Source organism: uncultured Paracoccus sp. (assembly GCF_945915435.1).
Lineage (GTDB): Bacteria > Pseudomonadota > Alphaproteobacteria > Rhodobacterales > Rhodobacteraceae > Paracoccus.
In genome coordinates, this window is sequence record NZ_CAMEFG010000044.1 from 1 (window position 1) to 21,381 (window position 21,381).

The window sequence follows — 21,381 nt, forward strand, 5'->3', positions numbered from 1 at the left end:
GAGCGTGAAATCCGGCGGCTGGCTGCGCGAAAGCGGCGGCGAGATCAGCGGGCGCACTGTCGGCATCGTCGGGATGGGCGCCATCGGCAGCCATGTCGCCCGCGTGGTCGCGGCGATGGGGGCGAAGGTCGTGGCGCATGATCCCTTTCCGCGCAACCCCGGCCTGCATCCGGCGCTGTTCCGCTTCGCGCCCCTGGACGAATTGCTGCGCGTTTCGGATGTCGTGACGCTTCACGCGCCGGGCCATGCCGACGGCCGCCCGCTGCTGGGCGCGGCGGAACTGGCGCTGCTGCCGAAAGGCGCGATCATCGTGAACACCGCCCGCGCCTCGTTGGTCGATGACGCGGCGCTGCGCGTGGCGCTGGACGAGGGCGCCATCGGCGGCTACGGCACCGACGTTTTCCCGCAGGAGCCGCCTGCCGACCTGATGCTGGCCGGACATCCCCGCGTGATCGCGACCAGCCATATCGGGGCGTTGACCGCCGAAAGCGTCAGCCGCGCCACCGAAATCGCGGTCGCGAACCTGCTTGCCGCACTGGCCCGCAAGGCGGTCGCATGACCGCCGCCGCCCCCCTTCGCGCGCAGCCCTTCGCGGGTGGGCTGGCCTCGGTCCTGCCCGATGCGGTCGGGGGCGGCGGCACGTCGATCTTCTGGCTGGGGCAGGCGGGTTTCGTCGTGGTCGCGGCGGGCCGGGTCGTGCTGATCGACCCCTATCTGTCCGACAGCCTCGCCCGGAAATACCGTGGCGCGACTTATCCGCATGAGCGGATGATGCCCGCGCCGATCCAGCCCGAGGAACTGCCCCGGCTGGACGCGGTGCTGCTGACGCACCGCCATTCCGACCACATGGACCCCGGCACCCTGCCCGCGCTGGCACAGTGCTTCCCACAGGCGCGCTTCGTCTTTCCCGAGGCCGAACGGGCCGAGGCGGCGAAACGCAGCGAGCTTGCCCCCGACGATCCGCGCCTGACCGGCACCGATGCGGGCGCGCGGCTGACCCTTGCGCCCGGCGTCGACGTCACCGCCTTCGCTGCCGCCCATGAGACGCCCGAGACCGACGACCGGGGCCGCCACCGCTTTCTGGGCTATGGGCTGGCGCTTGGCGGGTTGCGGCTGTGGCATTCGGGCGATTGCGTGCCTTTTCCCGGACTGGCCGAGACGGTGGGTGCCTTCGCCCCCGATGTCGCGCTTCTGCCCGTCAACGGCCGCGATCCGGTTTTGCGCGCGGCGGGGGTGCCGGGCAACTTCACTCTCGATGAAGCCGCCTGCATCGCCGCAGAAGTCGGCGCAAGGCAGATGCTGGCCCATCACTACGGCATGTTCGCCTTCAACACCTGCGACCCGGCGGTCATCGACGCCTTCGCGAAAACCCGGACCGGATTGATTATTGAACGCGCCCGGACGAACTTCGTCTACACATCGGATGAAGTTATTTAAAGTGACAGGTTGCCCCATATGGACATAAAGCTGACAGATCCGCCCCGCAACGCGCCCCCCGCAGACATCCTGACGGCGATCCGGCAGGCGATGCCGGACCTGCGCCGCTCGGACCGCAAGGTGGCGGAACTGGTGCTGGCGGACCCGTCGCGCTTTCTGTCGGCGACCGTGGCCGGGACCGCCGATCTGGCGCAGGTCAGCCAGCCCACGGTGATCCGCTTCTGCACCGCAGTCGGCTGCGACGGGTTCAACGATTTCAAGCTGCGGCTGGCCCACAGCCTTGCCCTGGGCACGCCCGCGACGCATTCGGCGATCTCGGGCAGCGATACGCTTCAGGTGATCGCGGGCAAGATCTTCGACTATACGATCACCAGCCTGGACTGGGCGCGCAACCGGCTGGACAACGCCCGGCTGGCCGAGGCGGTCGAACTGATCGGCGCGGCCCGGCGGCTGGAGTTCTTCGGCTTCGGCGCCTCGGGGATCGTGGCGCAGGACGCGCAGCAGAAATTCCCGCTGTTCGATGTGCCCTGCGGGGCGGAACGCGACCTGCATCAGATGACCATGCAGGCCGGCATGATGCGCGAGGGCGACGTCGCCGTCGTCATCTCGAACACCGGGCAGACGCAGGCGCTGATCGAGGTCGCGACCCTTGCGCGCAGGACCGGCGCGCGGGTGCTGGGGCTTCTGGGCAACGACGGCCCGCTGGCCGCGCATTGCGATACCGTCCTGCTGGTCGAGACGCTGGACAATACCGACGCCTACACGCCCACCATCTCGCGCCTTGCCGCGCTGGTGACCATCGACATTCTCTCGACCGCCATCGCGCTGCGCCGCGACGGCGATCACGCGGCGCGCTTCAAGCAGATGAAGCGGCATCTGGCCGGGTTCCGCGCGGGCGGGCCGATGTGACCGCATCCCATCCCTTCAGGAGATCACCCATGCCATCACGACCCGCAACCCTTTCGCCGCGCGATCTGGCGCGGATGACCGACATCAGCGCGGTGCAGTCCTTCCATACCGAGGCCGACGTCCGCGACGTGGCCGGGGTCGCGCTGGCCGAGGGCTTCATCGCCGTCCATGCCCTGCCGCATTTCACCGCCCTGCTGGCGCAGCTTCTGCCTGCGGACAGCGGCGTGCTGGTGGGCGGGCCGATCGGCTTTCCCTCGGGCGGCAGCCTGACCGAAACCAAGCTGGCCGAGGCGCGGGGGCTGGTGCGGGACGGCGCGACCGAGGTCGATATGATGATGAACATCGCCCGGCTGAAATCCGGGGACGACGCCTATGTCGCGCGCGAACTGGCCGAGGTGATCGCGGCGGTCGCGCCGGTTCCGGTCAAGGTGATCATCGAGGTCTCGCGCCTGACCGAGGGTGAGATCCGCCGCGCGGCCCGGCTGGTAGCGCAGGCGGGCGCGGCCTTCGTCAAGACCGGCACCGGCTGGACCGGCCTGCCGACCACGCTGCGCCACGTCGAACTGATCCGCGAGGCGGCGGGACCGGATATCGGCATCAAGGCCTCGGGCGGAATCCGCGATCTGGACACCGTGGCGCGGATGGTCGCGGCGGGGGTCACGCGCTTCGGCATCAATACGCAGGTCGCGCGCGATCTGGTCGCCGAATGCCGCGCGCTGCCCGGCGGCGTTCTGGCGATTCCGGGCTGACGCCATGAAGGATCTGGTCCTTGCCTGCGATCTGGGCACCGGCGGTCTGAAGGGCGCGGTGGTCGCGCCCGACGGCAGGCTGCTGGCTTCGGCGATCCGGGGCTATCAGACGCTTTATCCCGGCGACGGGCTGCATGAACAGCGTCCCGCCGACTGGTGGCAGGCATTGATCGCCGTGACGCGCGAGATGCTGGCGGCGGGCGTCGATCCCGGTGACATCCGCGCGATCAGCCTGTCGGGCCACAGCCTCGGTTGCATTCCGGTCGATGGCGCGGGCAGGCTCTTGCAAGAGGCCGTGCCGATCTGGTCGGACGGGCGGGCGCAATCGCAAACGCGCGATTTCTTCCGCCGCTTCGACGAAGACACATGGTATATGCGCACGGGCAACGGCTTTCCGGCCCCGCTTTACACGCTGTTCAAGATCCTCTGGCTGCGCGAAAACCGCCCCGAGGTCTTTGCCCGCACCGTCCGGATTCTGGGCACCAAGGATTACCTGAACTTCCTGATGACAGGGCGGATGGCGACCGATCCGTCCTATGCCTCGGGGTCGGGGGCCTATGATCTGGCGCGGGGGCGCTACGACCCCGAAATCCTCGCCGCCGCCGGGATTCCGCCGGACCTGCTGCCCGAGATCGTCCCTTCGGCTTCGGTCGTGGGGGGGCTTGGCGCGGATGCCGCGGCCAGCCTCGGCCTGCCGCAGGGGGTCGCCGTGATCGCGGGGGGCGTGGACAATTCCTGCATGGCGCTTGGCGCGCAGACCTTCAGCGACGGCGATATCTTTTCCTCGATGGGTTCGTCGAGCTGGCTGACGATTTCCGCCTCGCGCCCGATTCTCGACCCGAAGGTGCGTTCCTATGCCTTCGCGCATCTGGTGCCGGGGCAGTTCATCTCGGCCACCTCGATCTTTTCCTCGGGCACGACGATGGACTGGGTGCGCGGCCTGCTGTCCGGGGACAGCGATCACGCGGCGATGGAGGCGCTGGCCGCCGCCGCGCCCGCGGGTGCGCATGGGCTGGTGATGGTGCCGACGCTGGGCGGGGGCACCTCGCTGGAAGGGGGCGCCGAGGTGCGCGGCGGCTATCTGGGCCTGTCGCTGCAACACGACCGCGCCGACATGCTGCGCGCCGCCTATGAAGGCGTGGCGATGGGGCTGCGCGTCGCGCTCGACGAATTGCGGCGCATGACCCGCGTGGGGCCGTCGCTGATCGCGGTCGGCGGCGGGGCGAAAAGCGCCTTCTGGCGTCAGATCTTCGCCGATATTCTGGATATCGACGTGGTGAAAACCTCGGTCGATCAAGAGGCCGCAACGCTCGGCGCCGCCGCCGTCGCCTTCCGCGCGCTGGATGTCTGGCCGGATTTCCAGCCGATCCGGGCGATCCACCGACCCGTTTCGACCCATTCCCCGCAAGAGGGCAACCGGCAGACCTATGCGACCGGCCTTGATGCCTATCGCGCCGCCGCCCTTCAGCAGCGAGAGCTTGCCCCGGCGCTGGAAGCCTATCGCCGCGCGGCGCCGTAACCGATCGTTTTCACGCATTTCCGGGCGCGAAAGCGGTATCCGTTCCTGCCGGAAATGCTTGGCCCGAACCACAGGAGACAGACATGACCACCCCCCTTTCCAGCTTCGCCCCCGGCCTGTTCGCGGGGCAGACCGTCTATGTCGGCGGCGGCACCAGCGGCATCGGGCTGGCCATCGCCGAGGCTTTCGCCCGGCTTGGCGCGGCGGTGATCGGCGCGGGCAGTTCCGCGCAGAAGGTCGCGCGGCTGAGCGACGCGCCGCCCGTTCCCGGTATGCGTTTCGCGCAACTGGACGTGACCGACCGCGAGGCCGTTGCCCACGCCTTCGACGGGATCGGACGGCTGGACGTGCTGATCAACGCCGCAGGCATCGCCCGTCCCGACGCGGAATATCAGACGGATACTTTCCTTAAGGTGATGGAGGTCAATCTCAACAGCGTCATGGGGCTTTGCACGGCCGCGCGTCCCTTGCTGGCGGCGCAGGGCGGCTCCATCGTCAACACCGCCTCGATGCTGAGTTATCTGACCGACGTGGCCGTGCCCGCCTATGGGGCCAGCAAGGCGGGCGTGCTGGGCCTGACGCGCCATCTGGCGCACGCATGGGCGCAGGACGGCATCCGGGTGAACGCGGTGACGCCGGGCTATATCGCGACGGACATGACCACCGGGCTGACCGGCGACGCCGATCTGACCGCGCGCATCCTGCACCGCTGCGCGATCAAGCGCTGGGGCACGCCCGAGGATATCGTGGGGGCTGCGGTTTTCCTTGCCTCGCCCGCCGCGGCCTATGTCACCGGCACCGATATCGCCATCGACGGCGGTTTCGTCAGCGGAGGCTTCTGATGGGCCTGCCGCGAAATCACAGGGTCTGGGCATGGCACGGGCGGGGCGAGCCGGACGCGCTTCGCCTTGAGGACCGCCCCCTGCCGGTCCCCGGTCCGGGCGAGGTACTGCTGGAGAACCGCGCCATCGGGCTGAACCCCGTCGACTGGAAGATGATCGCATGGGGCAACGACGCATGGGCGCCGGGCCATATCCCCGGCGTCGACGGCTGCGGCACCCTTGCGGCCTGCGGCGAGGGCGTCCACCTGCCCCTCGGCACCCGCTACGCCTATCATCAGGGGCTGGCCCGCGACGGCAGTTTCGCGGGCTTCACCCTGGCCGATGCGCGCGGGCTGATCCCCGTGCCCGAGACGGTGGACGACCGCCTTGCCGCCGCGCTGCCCTGTCCCGGCCTGACCGCCTGGCAGGCGCTGGCCAAGCTGCCCGGCGCGGGCGGGCGCGACGTTCTGGTGACCGGAGCGGGGGGCGCGGTGGGCCGCATCCTTGCCCAATTGGCGTTGCGCGCGGGCTGGCGGGTCTGGACCACCGCCGCACCCGATCACGAGGCCGAATTGCTGGCACTGGGCGTCAGCGGCAGCTTCGACTACCGCCAGCCCGACTGGCAGGGGCGGCTGAGCGCCGCGCTTGGGCCGCGCCGCCTTTTCGCGGTCTTCGACACGATCAGCGGGGACCATGCGCGCGGCCTTGCGCCGCTGGTGGGCTATAACGGCCATCTCATCTGCATACAGGACCGGATCGAGCAAGCGCCGCTGCCCGCCTTCTCGACCGCGATCTCGTTGCACGAGGTGGCGCTGAACAGCATTCATCATCATGCAACCCACGACGACTGGAGGCTGTGGCGAGCGGCAGGGCAGGAACTGTTCGCGCTGCTGGAAACCGGCCAGATCGTACTGCCCCGGATCGAGTCGTCTCCTTTCGCCGAACTGCCTCGGGCGCTGGTCCGGCTCAGGCAAGGCGGCAGGCCGGTCAAATATATCGCGACCCTGTGACAGCAGAAGGGTAACCAGGAAATTGGGACGGCACCGAATCGCGGAAAGGCAAGGGGATAAAGGTCCGCATCCCGGCAGGACGCCCCGCAGGAACGCTGTCAAGCGGCGCAATCCGTTACAACCGATGCCTGCCCAAGAAGGCACCCGTTGCCCGCCTGCATTGACCGCAGGCGCTGAAGCGCATTTCTCCTGTCCGGCGCGATACGACAGCGCCCAGGCCACGGCGGTTTCCCGGTGTCCCTGCACGTCACGCCGACAAGGGCACTTCCCGCGATATCGACCAGACCGCCAAGGCATTTTCCGAGCATTATGAAAAGAGCGTCAGGCTTGACGGCGGTGAAATCCGCTTTCACATGCGGCGCCAGGCTGGCGAATATTTTCTTGCCGCCAGCGGCTCGGCCCATGATCGGCAGACCTTGCGCGACTTCATCGGCATCGTGAAGCGGATCGATACGACCAACGCGGATCTCAAGCTGCTGGAAGGAAAGTTCGAGAGGTATCGGCTGGATCGTTCCATCTCGGGCTTCTCGCTCATGCTGCAACGCGGGAACAGCGAGGAATATCGTCTCGATTCCGATCTGGAAAGGATCTGATCGCCAGAGGTATCGCACTGTCGTTCAAACCCGCATTGCCTGCCGGAAATGCAGGCGCAAGGCCCGGCAGGGCCAGGGCCGCGCGGCGGTCGGGTCGATCGGGCGGGCCGGTCAGCTGCCGTGGATGATGCGGACGTAGTTCGTCGTCTCGCGGTAGGGCGGGATGCCGCCGTGTTTCGCGACCGCCCCCGGCCCGGCGTTATAGGCCGCGAGCGCCAGCCGCCAACTGCCGAAGGTGTTATACATCATCCGCAGGTAACGGGCCCCGCCGTCGAGATTCTGCAAGGGATCGTTGGGATCGACCCCCAGCGTCGCCGCCGTCCCCGGCATGAGCTGCGCCAGCCCCCGCGCGCCCTTGTGGGACCGCGCGTTGGGGTTCCAGCCCGATTCCTGCTGGACCAGCCGCAGGAACAGATCCTCGGGGACGCCATGCTTGCGGGCGGCGGCGCGGGCGTGGGGCAGATACTGGCTGCGCTGATTGCCGCGATAGGCCGGAATCGCGGCCGAGCCGACGTCGATATCCTGCGCCGACTTGGTCGAGACCGCGTTCGGACGCAGCCGCTCGGACTGGCGGTATTGCGCCGAAAGCCGGCTGTCCATCAGGCGCGTCTGGCGTTGGAACTGCGCCGCGCGGTCCTTGGCACCGCCGGACATCTGCAACCCCTGCGCATGGGCGGGCGCTGTCATGACGACGCAACAGGTGGCGGCGGCCAAACCAAGCCGCGCGGCCCGCTGGATCAGTGCTGTCGCATGGGTTTTCATCTGACTGCCCCTTCGTGATGCCGTGTTTTTTGGCGCGACTATACTCTCTTTGGGTCAGCGGGCTACGCTGCCGATTGCGTCGGGGATATTCGACAGGCGGATTTTCGCCTATGGTCGTTTACCTTTGATTAAGACCTGCGTGCTAAGGATAGGCTGGATTTGCGCGGGCAACGCCCTTGCCCGATGGCACGGCACGGGCTAAACCGCCATAGCTGAACTGGGATCAGGACAAGGGCTGGCAGATGGCAGGAAGTGTGAACAAGGTGATTCTGGTCGGCAATCTGGGGCAGGACCCGGAAGTGCGCAGCTTTCAGAACGGCGGCAAGGTCGCCAACCTGCGCATCGCGACCTCGGAAACCTGGAAGGACCGCAACACCGGCGAACGCCGCGACCGGACGGAATGGCACACCGTGGCCATCTATTCCGAACCTCTGGTCCGCGTGGCCGAGCAATATCTGAAAAAAGGCAGCAAGGTCTATGTCGAGGGCCAGCTGGAAACCCGCAAATGGCAGGACCAGCAGGGCAACGACCGCTATTCGACCGAGGTTGCCCTGCGCCCCTTCCGCAGCGAGTTGCACATGCTGGACAGCCGCGGCGGTGGCGGCGGCGGTGATCGCGACTATGGCGGCGGTTACGGCGGCGGCGGGGGATATGGCGGGCAGTCCTCGGGTGGGGCGCCGTCGGGTGGCCAGTCCTCGGGTGGGCGGCCGGATTTCGACGACGAAATTCCGTTCTGATTCCATCTTTCGCACGCAATCCCGCAAAGGCCGCCTCATGGGCGGCCTTTCCGTTGGGGTCGCGCTATTCGCGATCTTCCGGCTGCTCGACCTGCGGGATACGCAGGCGCACGCGCTGGACGCGGCGGGGATCGGCATCGACCACTTCGATCTCGCCCCCATCGGGTAGCTGGATCACCTCGCCCCGCGTCGGAACCCGCCCCGTCAGCATGAAGATCAGGCCGCCAAGGGTGTCCACTTCCTCGTCATCCTCGGCGGAGAGGTGGATGCCCGTCGCCTCCTCGATATCGGAAAGCGAAGCACGGGCCTGGATCAGCCACTGGCCGGGGCGTTCGGCCAGCCACAGATCGCCCTCGATCTCGTCATGCTCGTCCTCGATCTGGCCCAGGACCTGCTCGATCAGGTCCTCGATCGTGACCAGCCCGTCCACGCCGCCATATTCGTCGATGACCAGCGCCATATGGATGCGCTTCTGCTGCATCTGCTGCAAAAGCACGCCGATGGGCATCGAGGGCGGGACGTAAAGCAGCGGGCGCAGCATCGGGCGCAGCGCGAAGCTGGTCGGCGGCACCGCGTCGAAACCGTATTTCAGCGCCAGGTCCTTGAGGTGGATCATCCCCAGCGGGTTGTCCAGCGTCCCGCGAAAGACCGGCAAGCGCGAATAGCCATGTTCGCGAAACATCTGCACAAGGTCGGGCAGCGCGATGTCGGAAGGCGCGGCCATGATCTCGGCCTTGGGCACCGCCACGTCGTCGATCCGCAGGCGGCGCAGGTTGAGCATGCCGGGCGCATCCGCCGCGGAAAGGGTGCGTGCGCCGGTGCCACCCTCTTCATCCCCGTCCGAATCGCCCGAACCGAAGGCCCCGAATATGCGCCCCAGGAATCCCCGCGGCGGGCTGGTGTCTCGCTCGTCCTCGGAATCGGCCGGTAAGGCCGGGTCTTCGGAAACGGGCGTGCCGGGACTTCGATCTTTGCTCATCTTTCATACTCTGCGTAAGGGTCGGGAATATCCAGCCGGTGAAGGATTTCGCGCTCGGCGTTTTCCATCGTCCGGGCGTCGGAATCGTCGATATGGTCATAGCCCGCCAGGTGCAGAACCGCATGGACCAGCAGATGCGTGACGTGATCGGCGAAGGGTTTGCCCTGCTGCTCGGCCTCGCGCGCGCAGGTGTCGTAAGAGATCGCGACATCGCCAAGCTCGGGCGAGGGCGGCGCCTCGGGGTCGTCGCCCGCCGGGCGCGAGGCAAAGTCGTGGAAGGGCCACGACAGCACGTTGGTCGGCACCGCCCTGCCCCTGAACTGCCGGTTCAGATCGGCAATGCGCGGATCGTCGCAGCCCAGCACCACCACTTGCAGGTCGGGCAGTTCCATCCATTCGGAAACGACACGCGCGGCGCGGATGGCCAGCGCCTGCAAATCGGCGTCCAGCCAGCGGTCGTCCTCGATCACCAGATCGACAAGGCCGGCGCCATCATCGCCGAAAGGGTCGTCCGCCCCCATGCCGTTCATGTCGGCGTCCCGCCCTGGCGCTGGCCGGGTTCGCGGCGCGGGATGCGCGCGCCGCGTTCCTCGGGCCGTTCGCCGCGCGCAAGGGCGGCGGCGTCCTCGGCGTCGTAGGCCTCGATGATACGGGCGACCAGCGGGTGGCGCACCACGTCCCTGGCGGTGAAATAGTTGAAGCTGATCCCCTTCACGCCGCCCAGGATCCGTTCCGCATCGACCAGCCCCGAGGCCATCCCGCGCGGCAGGTCGACCTGGGTGCGGTCGCCGGTCACGACCATGCGCGAGCCTTCGCCAAGCCGGGTCAGGAACATCTTCATCTGCATGGTGGTGGCGTTCTGCGCCTCGTCCAGCACGACGAAACTGTTCGCCAGCGTGCGCCCGCGCATGAAGGCCAGCGGCGCGATCTCGATGCGCTTTTCCTCGATCAGCTTCTGCAACTGCTTGGCCGGAAGGAAGTCGTTCAGCGCATCGTAAAGCGGCTGCATGTAGGGATCGACCTTTTCCTTCATGTCGCCGGGCAGGAAGCCCAGGCGCTCGCCCGCCTCGACGGCGGGACGCGACAGGACGATGCGGTCGACATGGCCGCCGATCAGCATGGTCACGCCGACGGCGACGGCCAGATAGGTCTTGCCGGTGCCCGCCGGACCGATGCCAAAGGCCAGCTCGTTTTCGAACAGCGCCCGGACATAGGCCTTCTGCGCATCGGTGCGCGGTTCGACCGATTTCTTGCGGGTGCGCAATTCGTAATTGCCACCGCCGAACATCTCGATCTGCTGCTCGGGCGTGGCGGGTTCGGGCTGGGTGTCGATGCCCATGCGCAGGGCGGCCTCGACCTCGGCCATGCCGACCTCGCGGCCCTGTTCCAGCCGGGAATAAAGGCCGCGCAGGACCTCGGCCGCGTCGGCCTGCGCATCGGAGGGGCCGACCACGGACAGCAGGTTGCCGCGTCGCAGGACATGGACGCCCAACGCCTCTTCGATGCGGGCAAGGTGGCGGTCATGCGGGCCGCAAAGCTCGATCAACAGCCGGTTGTCGGGAAGTTCCAGCAGCACTTCGGCTGCGGGAGCGGGGGCGTCGCTGGTCGGGGTCAGGCCCAAAACGGTCTCCGGTCGGTCGGGTTGCTGAAGGCAATGGTGGCAATCCGCCGGGATTCGCACAAGAGCGGGAAGCCCGCCGCAAGCAGGAAATCGCGGTCGGACAGGCGTTTTTTTCGCCCCTGTGGCGGTTCGGGGGTGACCTGTGTCAAGAATAGGCCCGCGGATAGCGCCGCCCGAGCGAGGTCAGGATCTCATAGCCGATGGTTCCGGCCAGTTCGGCCAGATCATCGACACCCTGCCGCCCGTTCAGAATCGAAAGCGTGTCGGGCACCTTCGGCAGATCGGTGACATCCACGGTAATCAGGTCCATCGAGATGCGCCCGACGACCGGGCAAGCCACCCCGTCGGCGGTCCATAGCCGCAGCCCGCCCTTTGCCGCAAGCGCGCGCGCCAGCCCGTCGGCATAGCCCGCCGCGACCGTCGCGATACGCGCGGGGCGGCTGGCCGACCAGGTATAGCCGTAGCCCACCGATTCCCCCGGCGACAGGTCGCGGGTCTGGATCACGGGCAGGTCCAGTTCGACCACCGGCTGCGCCTGGGCAAAGGGCAGGCCGCCATAAAGCCCGACGCCGGGACGCACCAGGTCGAAATGATAGTCCTCCCCCAGCAGGATCCCCCCCGTCGCGGCAAGCGAGCGCGGGATGCCCGTGCCGTCCGTCATCTGGCGAAAGACCTGCAACTGCTGGCGGTTGGCGGGGTGATCGGGTTCGTCCGCGCAGGCCAGATGCGACATCAGCAGAACCGGCCCGGTGGCCAGGATCTCGTCGCGCAGGGCGGCCCATTCGGCAGGCTCGAAGCCCAGGCGGTTCATGCCGCTGTCAAGCTGGACGGCGAAGGTCCCGCCGGGCCGGGTGGCACGGTCGCGAAAGAACTGCGCGGGGCTGTTCAGGACCGGGATCAGGCCGGTCAGGTCCTCGCCCTCCATATGTCCCGACAGGACGAGGATGCGCGCGTCCTCGGGCAGGCAATGGCGCAGCGCCCTGCCCTCGGATGCGATGGCGACGAAGAAATCGCGCGCCCCGGCATGGTAGAGCGCGGGCGCCACCCGCGCCGCGCCAAGGCCGTAGGCATCGGCCTTGACCACCGCCGCCGCCCGCGCGGCCCCGGCCTTGCCCGCCAACGCGCCCCAGTTCGCCGCGATGGCGGCAAGGTCGATCCTCAGCCCGTGGTCGGTCAAAGCCCGGATTCCATCTGTTCACATCCCGTTTTCCATCCATTAGCAGGATGCGCGCCATCCGCAACGACCAGATCCCGCGAAGTTTGCAATATTGCAGTTTTGCTGCGCCATATATCAATCATGTTTGCAAATTTTCCGCTTTCCGCTTTCGATCAGGCGCCCCGCCCGCTAACATCGCCCCACCCGAACCGGAGGAGCCGATGAAGGATATCCTGGACGAACTCGAATCCCGCCGCGCCGAGGCCCGCCTTGGCGGGGGCCAGCGCCGCATCGACGCGCAGCATGCGCGCGGCAAGCTGACCGCCCGCGAAAGGGTCGAGCTGCTGCTGGACGAAGGCAGCTTCGAGGAATTCGACATGTTCGTGCGCCACCGCTCGACCGATTTCGGGATGCAGGACGACCGCCCCTACGGCGATGGCGTCGTGACCGGCTGGGGCACGATCAACGGCCGCATGGTCTATGTGTTTTCGCAGGATTTCACGGTCTTCGGCGGCTCGCTGTCGGAAACCCATGCGCAAAAGATCTGCAAGATCATGGACATGGCGGTGCAGAACGGCGCGCCGGTGATCGGGCTGAACGATTCGGGCGGCGCGCGCATCCAGGAAGGCGTGGCCAGCCTTGGCGGCTATGCGGACGTGTTCCAGAAGAACATCATGGCCAGCGGCGTGGTGCCGCAGATCAGCGTCATCATGGGGCCTTGCGCAGGCGGTGCGGTCTATTCGCCCGCGATGACCGACTTCATCTTCATGGTCAAGGACACGTCCTATATGTTCGTGACCGGGCCGGATGTGGTCAAGACGGTGACGAACGAGGTCGTGACCGCCGAACAGCTTGGCGGGGCGTCCACGCATACCCGCAAGTCCTCGGTCGCGGACGGCGCCTTTGAAAACGATGTCGAGGCGATGTCGGAAATCCGCCGCCTTGTCGATTTCCTGCCGCTGAACAACCGCGAAAAGGCCCCGACCCGGCCCTTCTTCGACGACGTCGCGCGGATCGAGGACAGCCTGGACACGCTGGTTCCCGCCAACCCCAACCAGCCCTATGACATGAAGGAATTGATCCTGAAGGTCGCGGACGAAGGCGATTTCTACGAAATTCAAAGGGATTTCGCCGCCAATATCATCACCGGCTTCATCCGCATCGAGGGCCAGACCGTCGGCGTCGTCGCCAACCAGCCGATGGTGCTGGCGGGCTGCCTGGACATCGACAGCAGCCGCAAGGCCGCGCGCTTCGTGCGTTTCTGCGATGCGTTCGAGATCCCGATCCTGACCTTCGTGGACGTTCCGGGCTTCCTGCCGGGCACCAGCCAGGAATACGGCGGCGTCATCAAGCACGGGGCCAAGCTGCTGTTCGCCTATGGCGAGGCGACGGTGCCGAAGGTGACCGTCATCACGCGCAAAGCCTATGGCGGCGCCTATGACGTGATGGCGTCCAAACATCTGCGCGGCGATTTCAACTATGCCTGGCCCACGGCGGAAATCGCGGTGATGGGTGCCAAGGGCGCGGTCGAGATCCTCTATCGCAGCGAATTGGGCGAGCCGGACAAGATCGCCGCGCGCACCAGGGATTACGAGGACCGCTTCGCCAATCCCTTCGTCGCCGCCGAACGGGGCTTCATAGACGAGGTGATCCAGCCCCGTTCGACCCGCAAGCGGGTGGCGCGCGCCTTCGCCAGCCTGCGCAACAAGAAGCTGACCAACCCGTGGAAAAAGCACGACAACATCCCGTTGTGACGCTTGGGACCGCGGCCTTGCTGGCGCCGCTGGTCTGGGCGGTGCAGGCGGCGGCGGAGGGGCGCGAGATGATCGACCTGCCCTCGGGGGCGCAGGTGTATTTGCAGGAAACCATCGTGGACAGGTTGGGAGATACGGGTTTGACCCATCGCTATCGCTACGTCATGCCCGACCTGGCGCTGCGCGTGCCCGCGACCGTCGGGCCCGCGGGCGAATTCGGCGACAGCCCGCCGCTGGACATCGACGCGCTGGAAGGCCCGGTCGACGGGATCGAGGATCAATATCTGGACGACGGATTGATCGACCCGTCCGAGTTCGACTTTTCCCCCGTCATCACCCTGCCCGGCGCCGAAGAGGCGGCGGATGAGATCATCGACATGACCCTTGCCGACGATTGGGAGGAAAGGCTGCCCACCGCCCCCGAATCGAGTTTTCGCGACCCGGTTCACGACGATCTGATCTGGCTGTGCGAAAACCACGTCCTGCCACAAGTGGTCTCGGCCCGCGAACGCCCCGGCCAGATCGTCATCAGCGTCGCCGACCGCGAATCCGCATTCGGCGAGTTCGACCCCGACGTGCTGCAACTTTTCGAAGCTTTCAGCCTGCCGTCCACCCGTGACGCCTGCGAATGGAGACCTTGGTGAATCAGCGATTTTCGGCCAGTGATGCAGCAAGGACACAGCCAATGCGCCGTGTGTCTTGTGCCGCCTTCGCCCCCTGTTTGGAAAAATCGGGGCCGGTTATCATGCGTCGTCAGCCTTTTATGGCTTATGACAGAAACCCGAGCAGTCGCGGGGCCACGCCCCCGCACAACTGGAGTAACATACCATGTCGAAGAAACTTGCACTCGCCCTCGCCCTCGTTGGTTTCGCCGCTGCATGCCAGCAGCAGCAGCCCGAGCCTGCACCCGTCATCCCTGCACCGATCACCCAAGAGCCGGTCTACCAGGGCAAATACTGACCCGTTCGGGCGCGGGCGGCCTATCTGCCCGCGCTTCCCCACCCGCGTGACGGGGTCCCTTGCGCTTGCGGGGGGAATGTCATGCTGAAACATCGCGGTTTTCCGGGCCGCCTGCCCGGCACCGATCACCAGTTCACGATTCGCCGCGCCAACAAGAAGGGCGCGACCAAGCTGGTGGCCCGTGAACGCTATCGCGACCGCTCTGCCGCCGACCGGCGTGCGGATGCCGCCTTTCTTTCCGCCCTGATCGAACATTTCGACGACCAGCCGTTCGAGCGCGGCAACCTGGATGCGGGCCGCCTGTCCTGGCTTCTGGGGCGCGAGGTGGTGGCCGTGGGCAAGCTGGACCCGGCCAGCTACGATCAGGTGCTGCGCGTCGACCTGAAGAAGGCCGAAGCCGCCTTTCCCGAAATTTTCGCAGATGATTCGCCTGGGTTCGAATGGGACGATGCAGGCGATTGGGACGATGACGAGGATGCGGATTGATGCGCATCTCTTTGCCGAACCCCCTGTCGTCACGAGTTATTCAGTTGGCCGTCAACGGAACTTGTGTCATTTCATCGTCATTCGGTATCAACCGTAACCCTGTGCTGGCCGCTGCCTGGCGCAGGTTCACAAACAGAGGCAGTTCAACATGCAAACTCGCAACATCTTCCGTCTTACCGCCATTCTGGCCGTCGCTTCGACCCTTGCCGCCTGCCAGCCGGGCACCCAGGTCAGCCCCAACGTCCGCAACGCCGCCATCGGCGCCGGTGCCGGCGCTGTTGCTGCCAAGGCATTCGACGGCAGCGCCTCGAAAGGCGCTCTGGCCGGTGCGGCCCTTGGCGCGCTGTGCAACGACGCAGGCGTTTGCAGCGGCTACTGATCGCCGCCATATCCGCGCGAATTCCAGCGCCGTCCCCGCCTCTCGCGGGGGCGGCGCTTTTTCGTTCATCCACGCCCCAGCGGCCCAACCGACGAGCCAGCCATGTTCAAGAAGATCCTGATCGCCAACCGTGGCGAAATCGCCTGTCGTATCATCAAGACGGCGCGCAAGATGGGGATCGCGACCGTGGCCGTCTATTCCGACGCCGACCGCGACGCGCTGCATGTGCGCATGGCCGACGAGGCCGTCCACATCGGCCCGCCGCCCGCGAACCAGTCCTATATCGTCATCGACAAGATCATGGAGGCGATTCGCAAAACCGGGGCCGAGGCCGTCCATCCCGGCTACGGCTTCCTGTCGGAAAACATGAAATTCGCCGAGGCGCTGGAGGCCGAGGGCGTCGTCTTCATCGGTCCGCCCAGCCCCGCGATCGAGGCGATGGGCGACAAGATCACGTCCAAGAAGATCGCGCAAGAGGCGGGCGTTTCGACCGTGCCCGGCTACATGGGCTTGATCACTGATGCCGACGAGGCCGCGCGGATCAGCGCCCAGATCGGCTATCCCGTGATGATCAAGGCCAGCGCGGGCGGCGGCGGCAAGGGGATGCGAATCGCCTGGAACGACACCGAGGCGCGCGAGGGATTCGAATCGTCGAAGAACGAGGCGGCCAGCAGCTTCGGCGACGACCGCATCTTCATCGAGAAATTCGTGACCCAGCCCCGCCATATCGAGATCCAGGTGCTGGCCGACAAGCACGGCAACGCGGTCTATCTGCATGAACGCGAATGCTCGATCCAGCGCCGCAACCAGAAGGTGATCGAGGAAGCGCCGTCGCCCTTCCTGGACGAGGCCACCCGCCGCGCGATGGGCGAACAGGCGGTCGCGCTGGCGAAGGCGGTGGGTTACACCAGCGCGGGCACGGTGGAATTCATCGTGGACGGCGAGCGCAATTTCTACTTCCTGGAAATGAACACCCGCTTGCAGGTCGAGCATCCCGTGACCGAACTGATTACCGGCATCGACCTTGTGGAACAGATGATCCGCGTGGCAGATGGCCAGCCCCTGCCCTTTGCGCAGGCCGATCTGAAGATCAACGGCTGGGCGATCGAGTCCCGCCTTTACGCCGAGGACCCCTATCGCAACTTCCTGCCCTCGATCGGGCGGCTGACGCGCTACCGGCCGCCCCGGCAGATCGCGCGCGAGGATGCCGTGCTGCGCAACGACACCGGCGTCTATGAGGGCGGCGAGATCAGCATGTTCTACGACCCGATGATCGCCAAGCTTTGCACATGGGCGCCCACCCGCGACAAGGCGATTGCGGAAATGCGCATCGCGCTGGACGAATTCGAGGTCGAGGGCATCGGCCACAACCTGCCCTTCCTGTCGGCGGTGATGGACCATCCGAAATTCGTCTCGGGCAACATCTCGACCGCCTTCATCGCCGAGGAGTTCCCCGAGGGTTTCCTTGGCGCCACCCTGCCCGCGCCCGAGGTCGAGCGTGTGGCCGCCGCCGCCGCCGCGATGTTCCGCGTGGCCGAAATCCGGCGCTGCCGCATCTCGGGGCGGCTGGACAACCACGAAAGGCAGGTCGGCGAACATTGGGTCGTTTTCGTCGCGGGGCAGGAAATCCCGGTGCGGATCACCGCCGACAAGGCCGGCTCGACCGTCGCGATCAAGGGGCGCAGACTGCGCGTCGAAAGCGACTGGCTGCCCGGCCAACCGCTGGCCCGGCTGACGGTCGACGGCGGCCCGCTGGTGATGAAGGTCGGGCGCGAACCATCGGGCTTCCGCTTGCGGTTGCGCGGCGCGGACCTGAAGGTCCACGTCCGCCGCCCCCGCGCCGCCGAACTGGCGCGGCTGATGCCCGAAAAGCTGCCCCCCGACACCTCGAACCTGCTGCTGTGCCCCATGCCGGGGCTGGTGGTCAAGATCAATGTCGGCGTCGGCGACGAGGTGCAGGAAGGCCAGGCCCTGGCCACGGTCGAGGCGATGAAGATGGAAAACATCCTGCGCGCCGAGAAAAGGGCCGTGGTCAAGGCGATCAACGCCGCGCCGGGCGAAAGCCTCGCCGTCGATGAGGTCATCATGGAGTTCGAGTAACTTGGCTTTCTGCCTTGGAAACATAGCCATTCCGCTGGAACGCAAGGCCATGGTTCTGCAAGTGCTGGGCCTGCAAGAGGATGGCGTCGATCACGACGAAAGTCACCCACTCCGCGGCGCGGCATGGGGCGGGTTTTACGTGATCTGGCTGGATGGCGGCGCATTGATCGACGTTTCCGGGGCAACCGACCAGGGCGGGGCGCTGGCATTATTCGTCGACGACACAGGCCAAATCTTGATCCAGGCGGCGGGCTGGTCGGCAACCGCACAGGGCGAACTGGTCGCATGGACCGGTAATCCTCCACCCGGTTTCACACGGAAGCTGGAACAGAGCGGGCATCCCGATGGATGCGACGGCACCGAAATCCTAAGGCAATACTTCCACGAGGTGACGAGATTCAGCCATGACCACCCCTGTCCCGCCGTCTTTCACAGGCTGATCCCACGGCCACGGGGCGCTTGGAACTGGTTCGGCTGGAGATCCCTGACGCGACGCAGGGGCGGGGACGATCACGAACCGCATACGCGGCGGTCTGGCGCAGGCCCGCATCGTCATTGCACGACACCCGCGCGGCCGATTTCCTGCCTGCGCAGGGGGAACTTGTCGATGGCGCGCCAGATCTCGCGCACCGACCAGGGCGAGGGCTTGCGCTGCTTCACCTGCCCGTCCTTGTCCAGCAGAACCAGCGAAAACCCCTCGGGCCGCAGGCTGCGCCGCCAGACGGTGGCGGCGGCGGGATCGGTGTCGATGATCACGACGACGTCGCGCGCCAGAAGCGGCGCAGGATCGCGGGTGATCATGCGCATCTGCTCGGTGAAGGCCGGGTCCGAGGGGGTGTCGGCAAAGATCACCGCGGGCCGCCGGGTCCACATATATGCGGTGGGGTCGGCCTCGGCGGCCTCGATCACCTGCAATTCCTCGGCTGCGGGCGGGGTTTCGGCAGATTCGGCGGCGGATTCCGGCTCGGGGTCGCCGACGATGCTGCGCACATATCGCGAAGGCTCATCCCCCTTGCCGGGGCGGTCGCCCATCGCCGCGATGAACGGCACCGAGATCAAGAGTATCAATCGACTGAATTTCATTATTCCCTCACTTGCCCCTTCATATAGGCGCGATGGGGGTGTGGGAAAGGATGCAATATGACCGAAAACGCAAAGCCCACCCTTGACGACTGGCGCGAACTGGCCGCGAAAGAGCTGAAGGGCCGCGATCCGCAGGCGCTGGACTGGCAGACGCTGGAAGGGATCAGGGTCAAGCCGCTTTACACCGCGCAGGACGTCCACGGCCTGCCGCATATGGGCGAGATGCCGGGCATCGCGCCTTTCACCCGCGGCCCGCGCGCGACGATGTATGCGGGCAGGCCCTGGACGATCCGGCAATATGCGGGGTTTTCGACCGCCGAGGAATCCAACGCCTTCTATCGCAAGGCGCTGGCGGCGGGGCAGCAGGGCGTGTCGGTCGCCTTCGATCTGGCGACCCATCGCGGCTATGACAGCGACCATCCGCGGGTCGAGGGCGACGTAGGCAAGGCCGGTGTCGCCATCGATTCGGTCGAGGACATGAAGATCCTTTTCGACGGCATTCCGCTGGATAAAGTTTCCGTGTCCATGACCATGAACGGCGCCGTCATTCCGATCCTGGCGAATTTCATCGTCACGGGCGAGGAACAGGGCCATGACCGTTCCCTGCTGTCGGGCACGATCCAGAACGACATCCTCAAGGAGTTCATGGTCCGCAATACCTATATCTATCCGCCCGAGCCTTCGATGCGGATCATCTCGGACATCATCGAATATACCTCGGGCGAGATGCCCAAGTTCAACTCGATCTCGATTTCCGGCTATCACATGCAGGAGGCGGGGGCGAACCTCGTGCAGGAACTGGCCTTCACGCTGGCGGACGGGCGCGAATATGTCCGCGCCGCGCTGGCCGCCGGGATGGATGTGGACAAATTCGCCGGGCGGCTGTCCTTCTTCTTCGCCATCGGCATGAATTTCTTCATGGAGGCCGCCAAGCTGCGCGCCGCGCGCTTCCTGTGGCACCGCATCATGTCGGAATTCAATCCCCAGAAGCCCGGCAGCCTGATGCTGCGGACGCATTGCCAGACCTCGGGCGTCAGCTTGCAGGAACAGGACCCCTACAACAACGTGGTGCGCACGGCCTATGAGGCGATGGCGGCCGCGCTTGGCGGCACGCAGTCGCTGCACACCAACGCGCTGGACGAAGCCATCGCCCTTCCGACCGAATTCAGCGCCCGGATCGCCCGGAATACGCAGTTGATCCTGCAAGAGGAAACCGGCATCACCCATGTCGTCGATCCGCTGGCGGGCAGCTATTACGTCGAGGCGCTGACCGGCGAACTCATTGAAAAGGCATGGGCGCTGATCGAGGAGGTCGAGGAACTGGGCGGCATGACCAAGGCCGTCGCGACCGGCATGCCCAAGCTGCGCATCGAGGAAACCGCCGCACGCCGTCAGGCCCTGATCGACCGCGGCGAAGAGGTCATCGTCGGCGTCAACAAGTATCGCCTGGCGCAGGAAGACCCGATCGACATCCTCGACATCGACAACATGAAGGTGCGCGAAGCCCAGATCGCGCGGCTTCAGCGCATCCGCGAAAGCCGCGACGAGTCCGCCTGTCAGGCGGCGCTGGACGAGTTGACCCGCCGCGCGCGCGAAGGCGGCAATCTGCTGGAGGCCGCCGTCGAGGCGGCGCGGGCAAGAGCATCCGTGGGAGAGATCAGCATGGCGATGGAAAACGAGTTCGGCCGCCACCGCGCCGAGGTGAGGACGCTGGCCGGTGTCTACGGCGCGGCATATGAGGGCGACGAGGACTTTGCCGCGATCCAGCGCGATATCGAGGCCTTTGCCGAGGAGGAGGGCCGCCGCCCCCGGATGCTGGTCGTCAAGATGGGACAGGACGGTCATGACCGGGGCGCCAAGGTCATCGCCACCGCCTTCGCCGATATCGGCTTTGACGTCGACGTAGGTCCGCTGTTCCAGACGCCGGATGAGGCCGCGCAGGACGCCATCGACAACGATGTGCATGTGGTCGGGATCTCGTCGCTGGCCGCAGGGCACAAGACCCTGGCCCCCAAGCTGATCGAGGCGCTGCGCGCACAGGATGCCGGGGACATCATCGTGATCTGCGGCGGTGTGATCCCGCAGCAGGATTACGATTTCCTGAAGGCGGCGGGCGTCAAGGCGATCTTCGGGCCGGGGACCAACATCCCGCTGGCCGCGCGCGACATTCTTGCGCTGATCCGCGAAAGCCGCCCGCGCGCCTGAACCTCAAGGCGCATCGCCCATGCGCATTGCCGCATGGGTATTTAAGTGATGAAGAAAGCCTGCCGTTTCGATCCGAAGGCGGCGGGTTTTCGGGATGCGGCGCTTGCCGGGCCGCGGGGGC

General features: G+C 66.4%; 22 protein-coding genes. 16 read left to right on the plus strand and 6 right to left on the minus strand.

Going from position 1 to position 21,381, the window contains the following annotated elements; genetic code table 11:
- The 8 genes from Q0O97_RS13745 to Q0O97_RS13780 all read left to right on the plus strand — a co-directional run.
- Window positions 1-559 (plus strand): NAD(P)-dependent oxidoreductase (locus Q0O97_RS13745; RefSeq protein ID WP_294930376.1); only part of this gene is annotated, 559 nt, incomplete at its 5' end.
- Window positions 556-1,437, plus strand: coding sequence for an MBL fold metallo-hydrolase (locus tag Q0O97_RS13750; protein ID WP_294930378.1), 882 nt, complete (start codon window positions 556-558; stop codon window positions 1,435-1,437). The genes Q0O97_RS13745 and Q0O97_RS13750, both read left to right, overlap by 4 nt.
- 18 nt (window positions 1,438-1,455) lie before the next feature.
- Window positions 1,456-2,346 carry an SIS domain-containing protein gene (locus Q0O97_RS13755; protein WP_294930380.1) on the plus strand — a complete coding sequence of 297 codons (891 nt, stop codon included), beginning with the start codon at window positions 1,456-1,458 and terminating at the stop codon, window positions 2,344-2,346.
- Between the two features lie 29 nt (window positions 2,347-2,375).
- Window positions 2,376-3,095, plus strand: a complete 720-nt coding sequence (gene deoC / locus Q0O97_RS13760; protein WP_294930383.1) for a deoxyribose-phosphate aldolase — start codon at window positions 2,376-2,378, stop codon at window positions 3,093-3,095.
- 4 nt (window positions 3,096-3,099) lie between these two features.
- Entirely contained in the window at window positions 3,100-4,614 is a 1,515-nt protein-coding gene (locus Q0O97_RS13765) for an FGGY family carbohydrate kinase (protein ID WP_294930387.1), read from the plus strand.
- 83 nt (window positions 4,615-4,697) lie between these two features.
- The gene (locus Q0O97_RS13770) at window positions 4,698-5,456 is read left to right on the plus strand and encodes an SDR family oxidoreductase (RefSeq protein WP_294930390.1); all 759 of its coding nucleotides are present in this window, start codon (window positions 4,698-4,700) and stop codon (window positions 5,454-5,456) included.
- Window positions 5,456-6,445 (plus strand): zinc-binding dehydrogenase, encoded by a 990-nt coding sequence (locus tag Q0O97_RS13775; RefSeq protein ID WP_294930393.1) that lies wholly within the window; start codon window positions 5,456-5,458, stop codon window positions 6,443-6,445. Before Q0O97_RS13770 ends, Q0O97_RS13775 begins: the two co-directional genes overlap by 1 nt.
- A gap of 353 nt (window positions 6,446-6,798) precedes the next feature.
- Window positions 6,799-7,038, plus strand: coding sequence for a hypothetical protein (locus Q0O97_RS13780; RefSeq protein WP_294930396.1), 240 nt, complete (start codon window positions 6,799-6,801; stop codon window positions 7,036-7,038).
- A 111-nt stretch (window positions 7,039-7,149) separates the two neighbouring features.
- Here Q0O97_RS13780 and Q0O97_RS13785 read toward each other — a convergent pair whose 3' ends face one another.
- Window positions 7,150-7,725: a lytic transglycosylase domain-containing protein gene (locus Q0O97_RS13785; RefSeq protein ID WP_294930470.1), complete on the minus strand. Its 576-nt coding sequence runs from the start codon at window positions 7,723-7,725 to the stop codon at window positions 7,150-7,152.
- Between the two features lie 317 nt (window positions 7,726-8,042).
- Between Q0O97_RS13785 and ssb the strand changes: the two genes are divergently transcribed.
- Window positions 8,043-8,537, plus strand: coding sequence for a single-stranded DNA-binding protein (gene ssb / locus Q0O97_RS13790; protein WP_294930400.1), 495 nt, complete (start codon window positions 8,043-8,045; stop codon window positions 8,535-8,537).
- A gap of 64 nt (window positions 8,538-8,601) precedes the next feature.
- Here ssb and Q0O97_RS13795 read toward each other — a convergent pair whose 3' ends face one another.
- From Q0O97_RS13795 to alr, 4 genes are all read right to left on the minus strand, one after another.
- The gene (locus Q0O97_RS13795) at window positions 8,602-9,516 is read right to left on the minus strand and encodes a hemolysin family protein (RefSeq protein ID WP_294930403.1); all 915 of its coding nucleotides are present in this window, start codon (window positions 9,514-9,516) and stop codon (window positions 8,602-8,604) included.
- Complete coding sequence (ybeY, locus tag Q0O97_RS13800) at window positions 9,513-10,046, minus strand: rRNA maturation RNase YbeY (protein WP_294930406.1); 534 nt, start codon at window positions 10,044-10,046, stop codon at window positions 9,513-9,515. Before ybeY ends, Q0O97_RS13795 begins: the two co-directional genes overlap by 4 nt.
- Window positions 10,043-11,137 (minus strand): PhoH family protein, encoded by a 1,095-nt coding sequence (locus Q0O97_RS13805; protein ID WP_294930409.1) that lies wholly within the window; start codon window positions 11,135-11,137, stop codon window positions 10,043-10,045. Before Q0O97_RS13805 ends, ybeY begins: the two co-directional genes overlap by 4 nt.
- Before the next feature lie 145 nt (window positions 11,138-11,282).
- Window positions 11,283-12,314: an alanine racemase gene (gene alr, locus Q0O97_RS13810; protein ID WP_294930412.1), complete on the minus strand. Its 1,032-nt coding sequence runs from the start codon at window positions 12,312-12,314 to the stop codon at window positions 11,283-11,285.
- Window positions 12,315-12,514: 200 nt separating this feature from the next.
- Between alr and Q0O97_RS13815 the strand changes: the two genes are divergently transcribed.
- The 6 genes from Q0O97_RS13815 to Q0O97_RS13840 all read left to right on the plus strand — a co-directional run bounded on the left by Q0O97_RS13815 (window position 12,515) and on the right by Q0O97_RS13840 (window position 17,972).
- On the plus strand, window positions 12,515-14,047 hold the full coding sequence (locus Q0O97_RS13815; protein WP_294930414.1) for an acyl-CoA carboxylase subunit beta: 1,533 nt from the start codon (window positions 12,515-12,517) through the stop codon (window positions 14,045-14,047).
- Complete coding sequence (locus Q0O97_RS13820) at window positions 14,044-14,691, plus strand: DUF6497 family protein (RefSeq protein WP_294930417.1); 648 nt, start codon at window positions 14,044-14,046, stop codon at window positions 14,689-14,691. Before Q0O97_RS13815 ends, Q0O97_RS13820 begins: the two co-directional genes overlap by 4 nt.
- A gap of 184 nt (window positions 14,692-14,875) precedes the next feature.
- Complete coding sequence (locus Q0O97_RS13825; RefSeq protein WP_294930420.1) at window positions 14,876-15,007, plus strand: hypothetical protein; 132 nt, start codon at window positions 14,876-14,878, stop codon at window positions 15,005-15,007.
- A gap of 81 nt (window positions 15,008-15,088) precedes the next feature.
- The gene (locus tag Q0O97_RS13830) at window positions 15,089-15,493 is read left to right on the plus strand and encodes a hypothetical protein (RefSeq protein WP_294930422.1); all 405 of its coding nucleotides are present in this window, start codon (window positions 15,089-15,091) and stop codon (window positions 15,491-15,493) included.
- Window positions 15,494-15,641: 148 nt separating this feature from the next.
- On the plus strand, window positions 15,642-15,872 hold the full coding sequence (locus tag Q0O97_RS13835; protein ID WP_294930425.1) for a hypothetical protein: 231 nt from the start codon (window positions 15,642-15,644) through the stop codon (window positions 15,870-15,872).
- 102 nt (window positions 15,873-15,974) lie between these two features.
- On the plus strand, window positions 15,975-17,972 hold the full coding sequence (locus Q0O97_RS13840; RefSeq protein ID WP_294930428.1) for an acetyl/propionyl/methylcrotonyl-CoA carboxylase subunit alpha: 1,998 nt from the start codon (window positions 15,975-15,977) through the stop codon (window positions 17,970-17,972).
- Between the two features lie 552 nt (window positions 17,973-18,524).
- On the opposite strand, the gene Q0O97_RS13845 is transcribed toward Q0O97_RS13840, so the two are convergent.
- Window positions 18,525-19,055, minus strand: a complete 531-nt coding sequence (locus tag Q0O97_RS13845) for a DUF4174 domain-containing protein (RefSeq protein ID WP_294930430.1) — start codon at window positions 19,053-19,055, stop codon at window positions 18,525-18,527.
- A gap of 57 nt (window positions 19,056-19,112) precedes the next feature.
- Between Q0O97_RS13845 and scpA the strand changes: the two genes are divergently transcribed.
- Window positions 19,113-21,260, plus strand: coding sequence for a methylmalonyl-CoA mutase (gene scpA / locus Q0O97_RS13850; RefSeq protein ID WP_294930433.1), 2,148 nt, complete (start codon window positions 19,113-19,115; stop codon window positions 21,258-21,260).
- The last annotated feature ends 121 nt before the right edge of the window (window positions 21,261-21,381 follow it).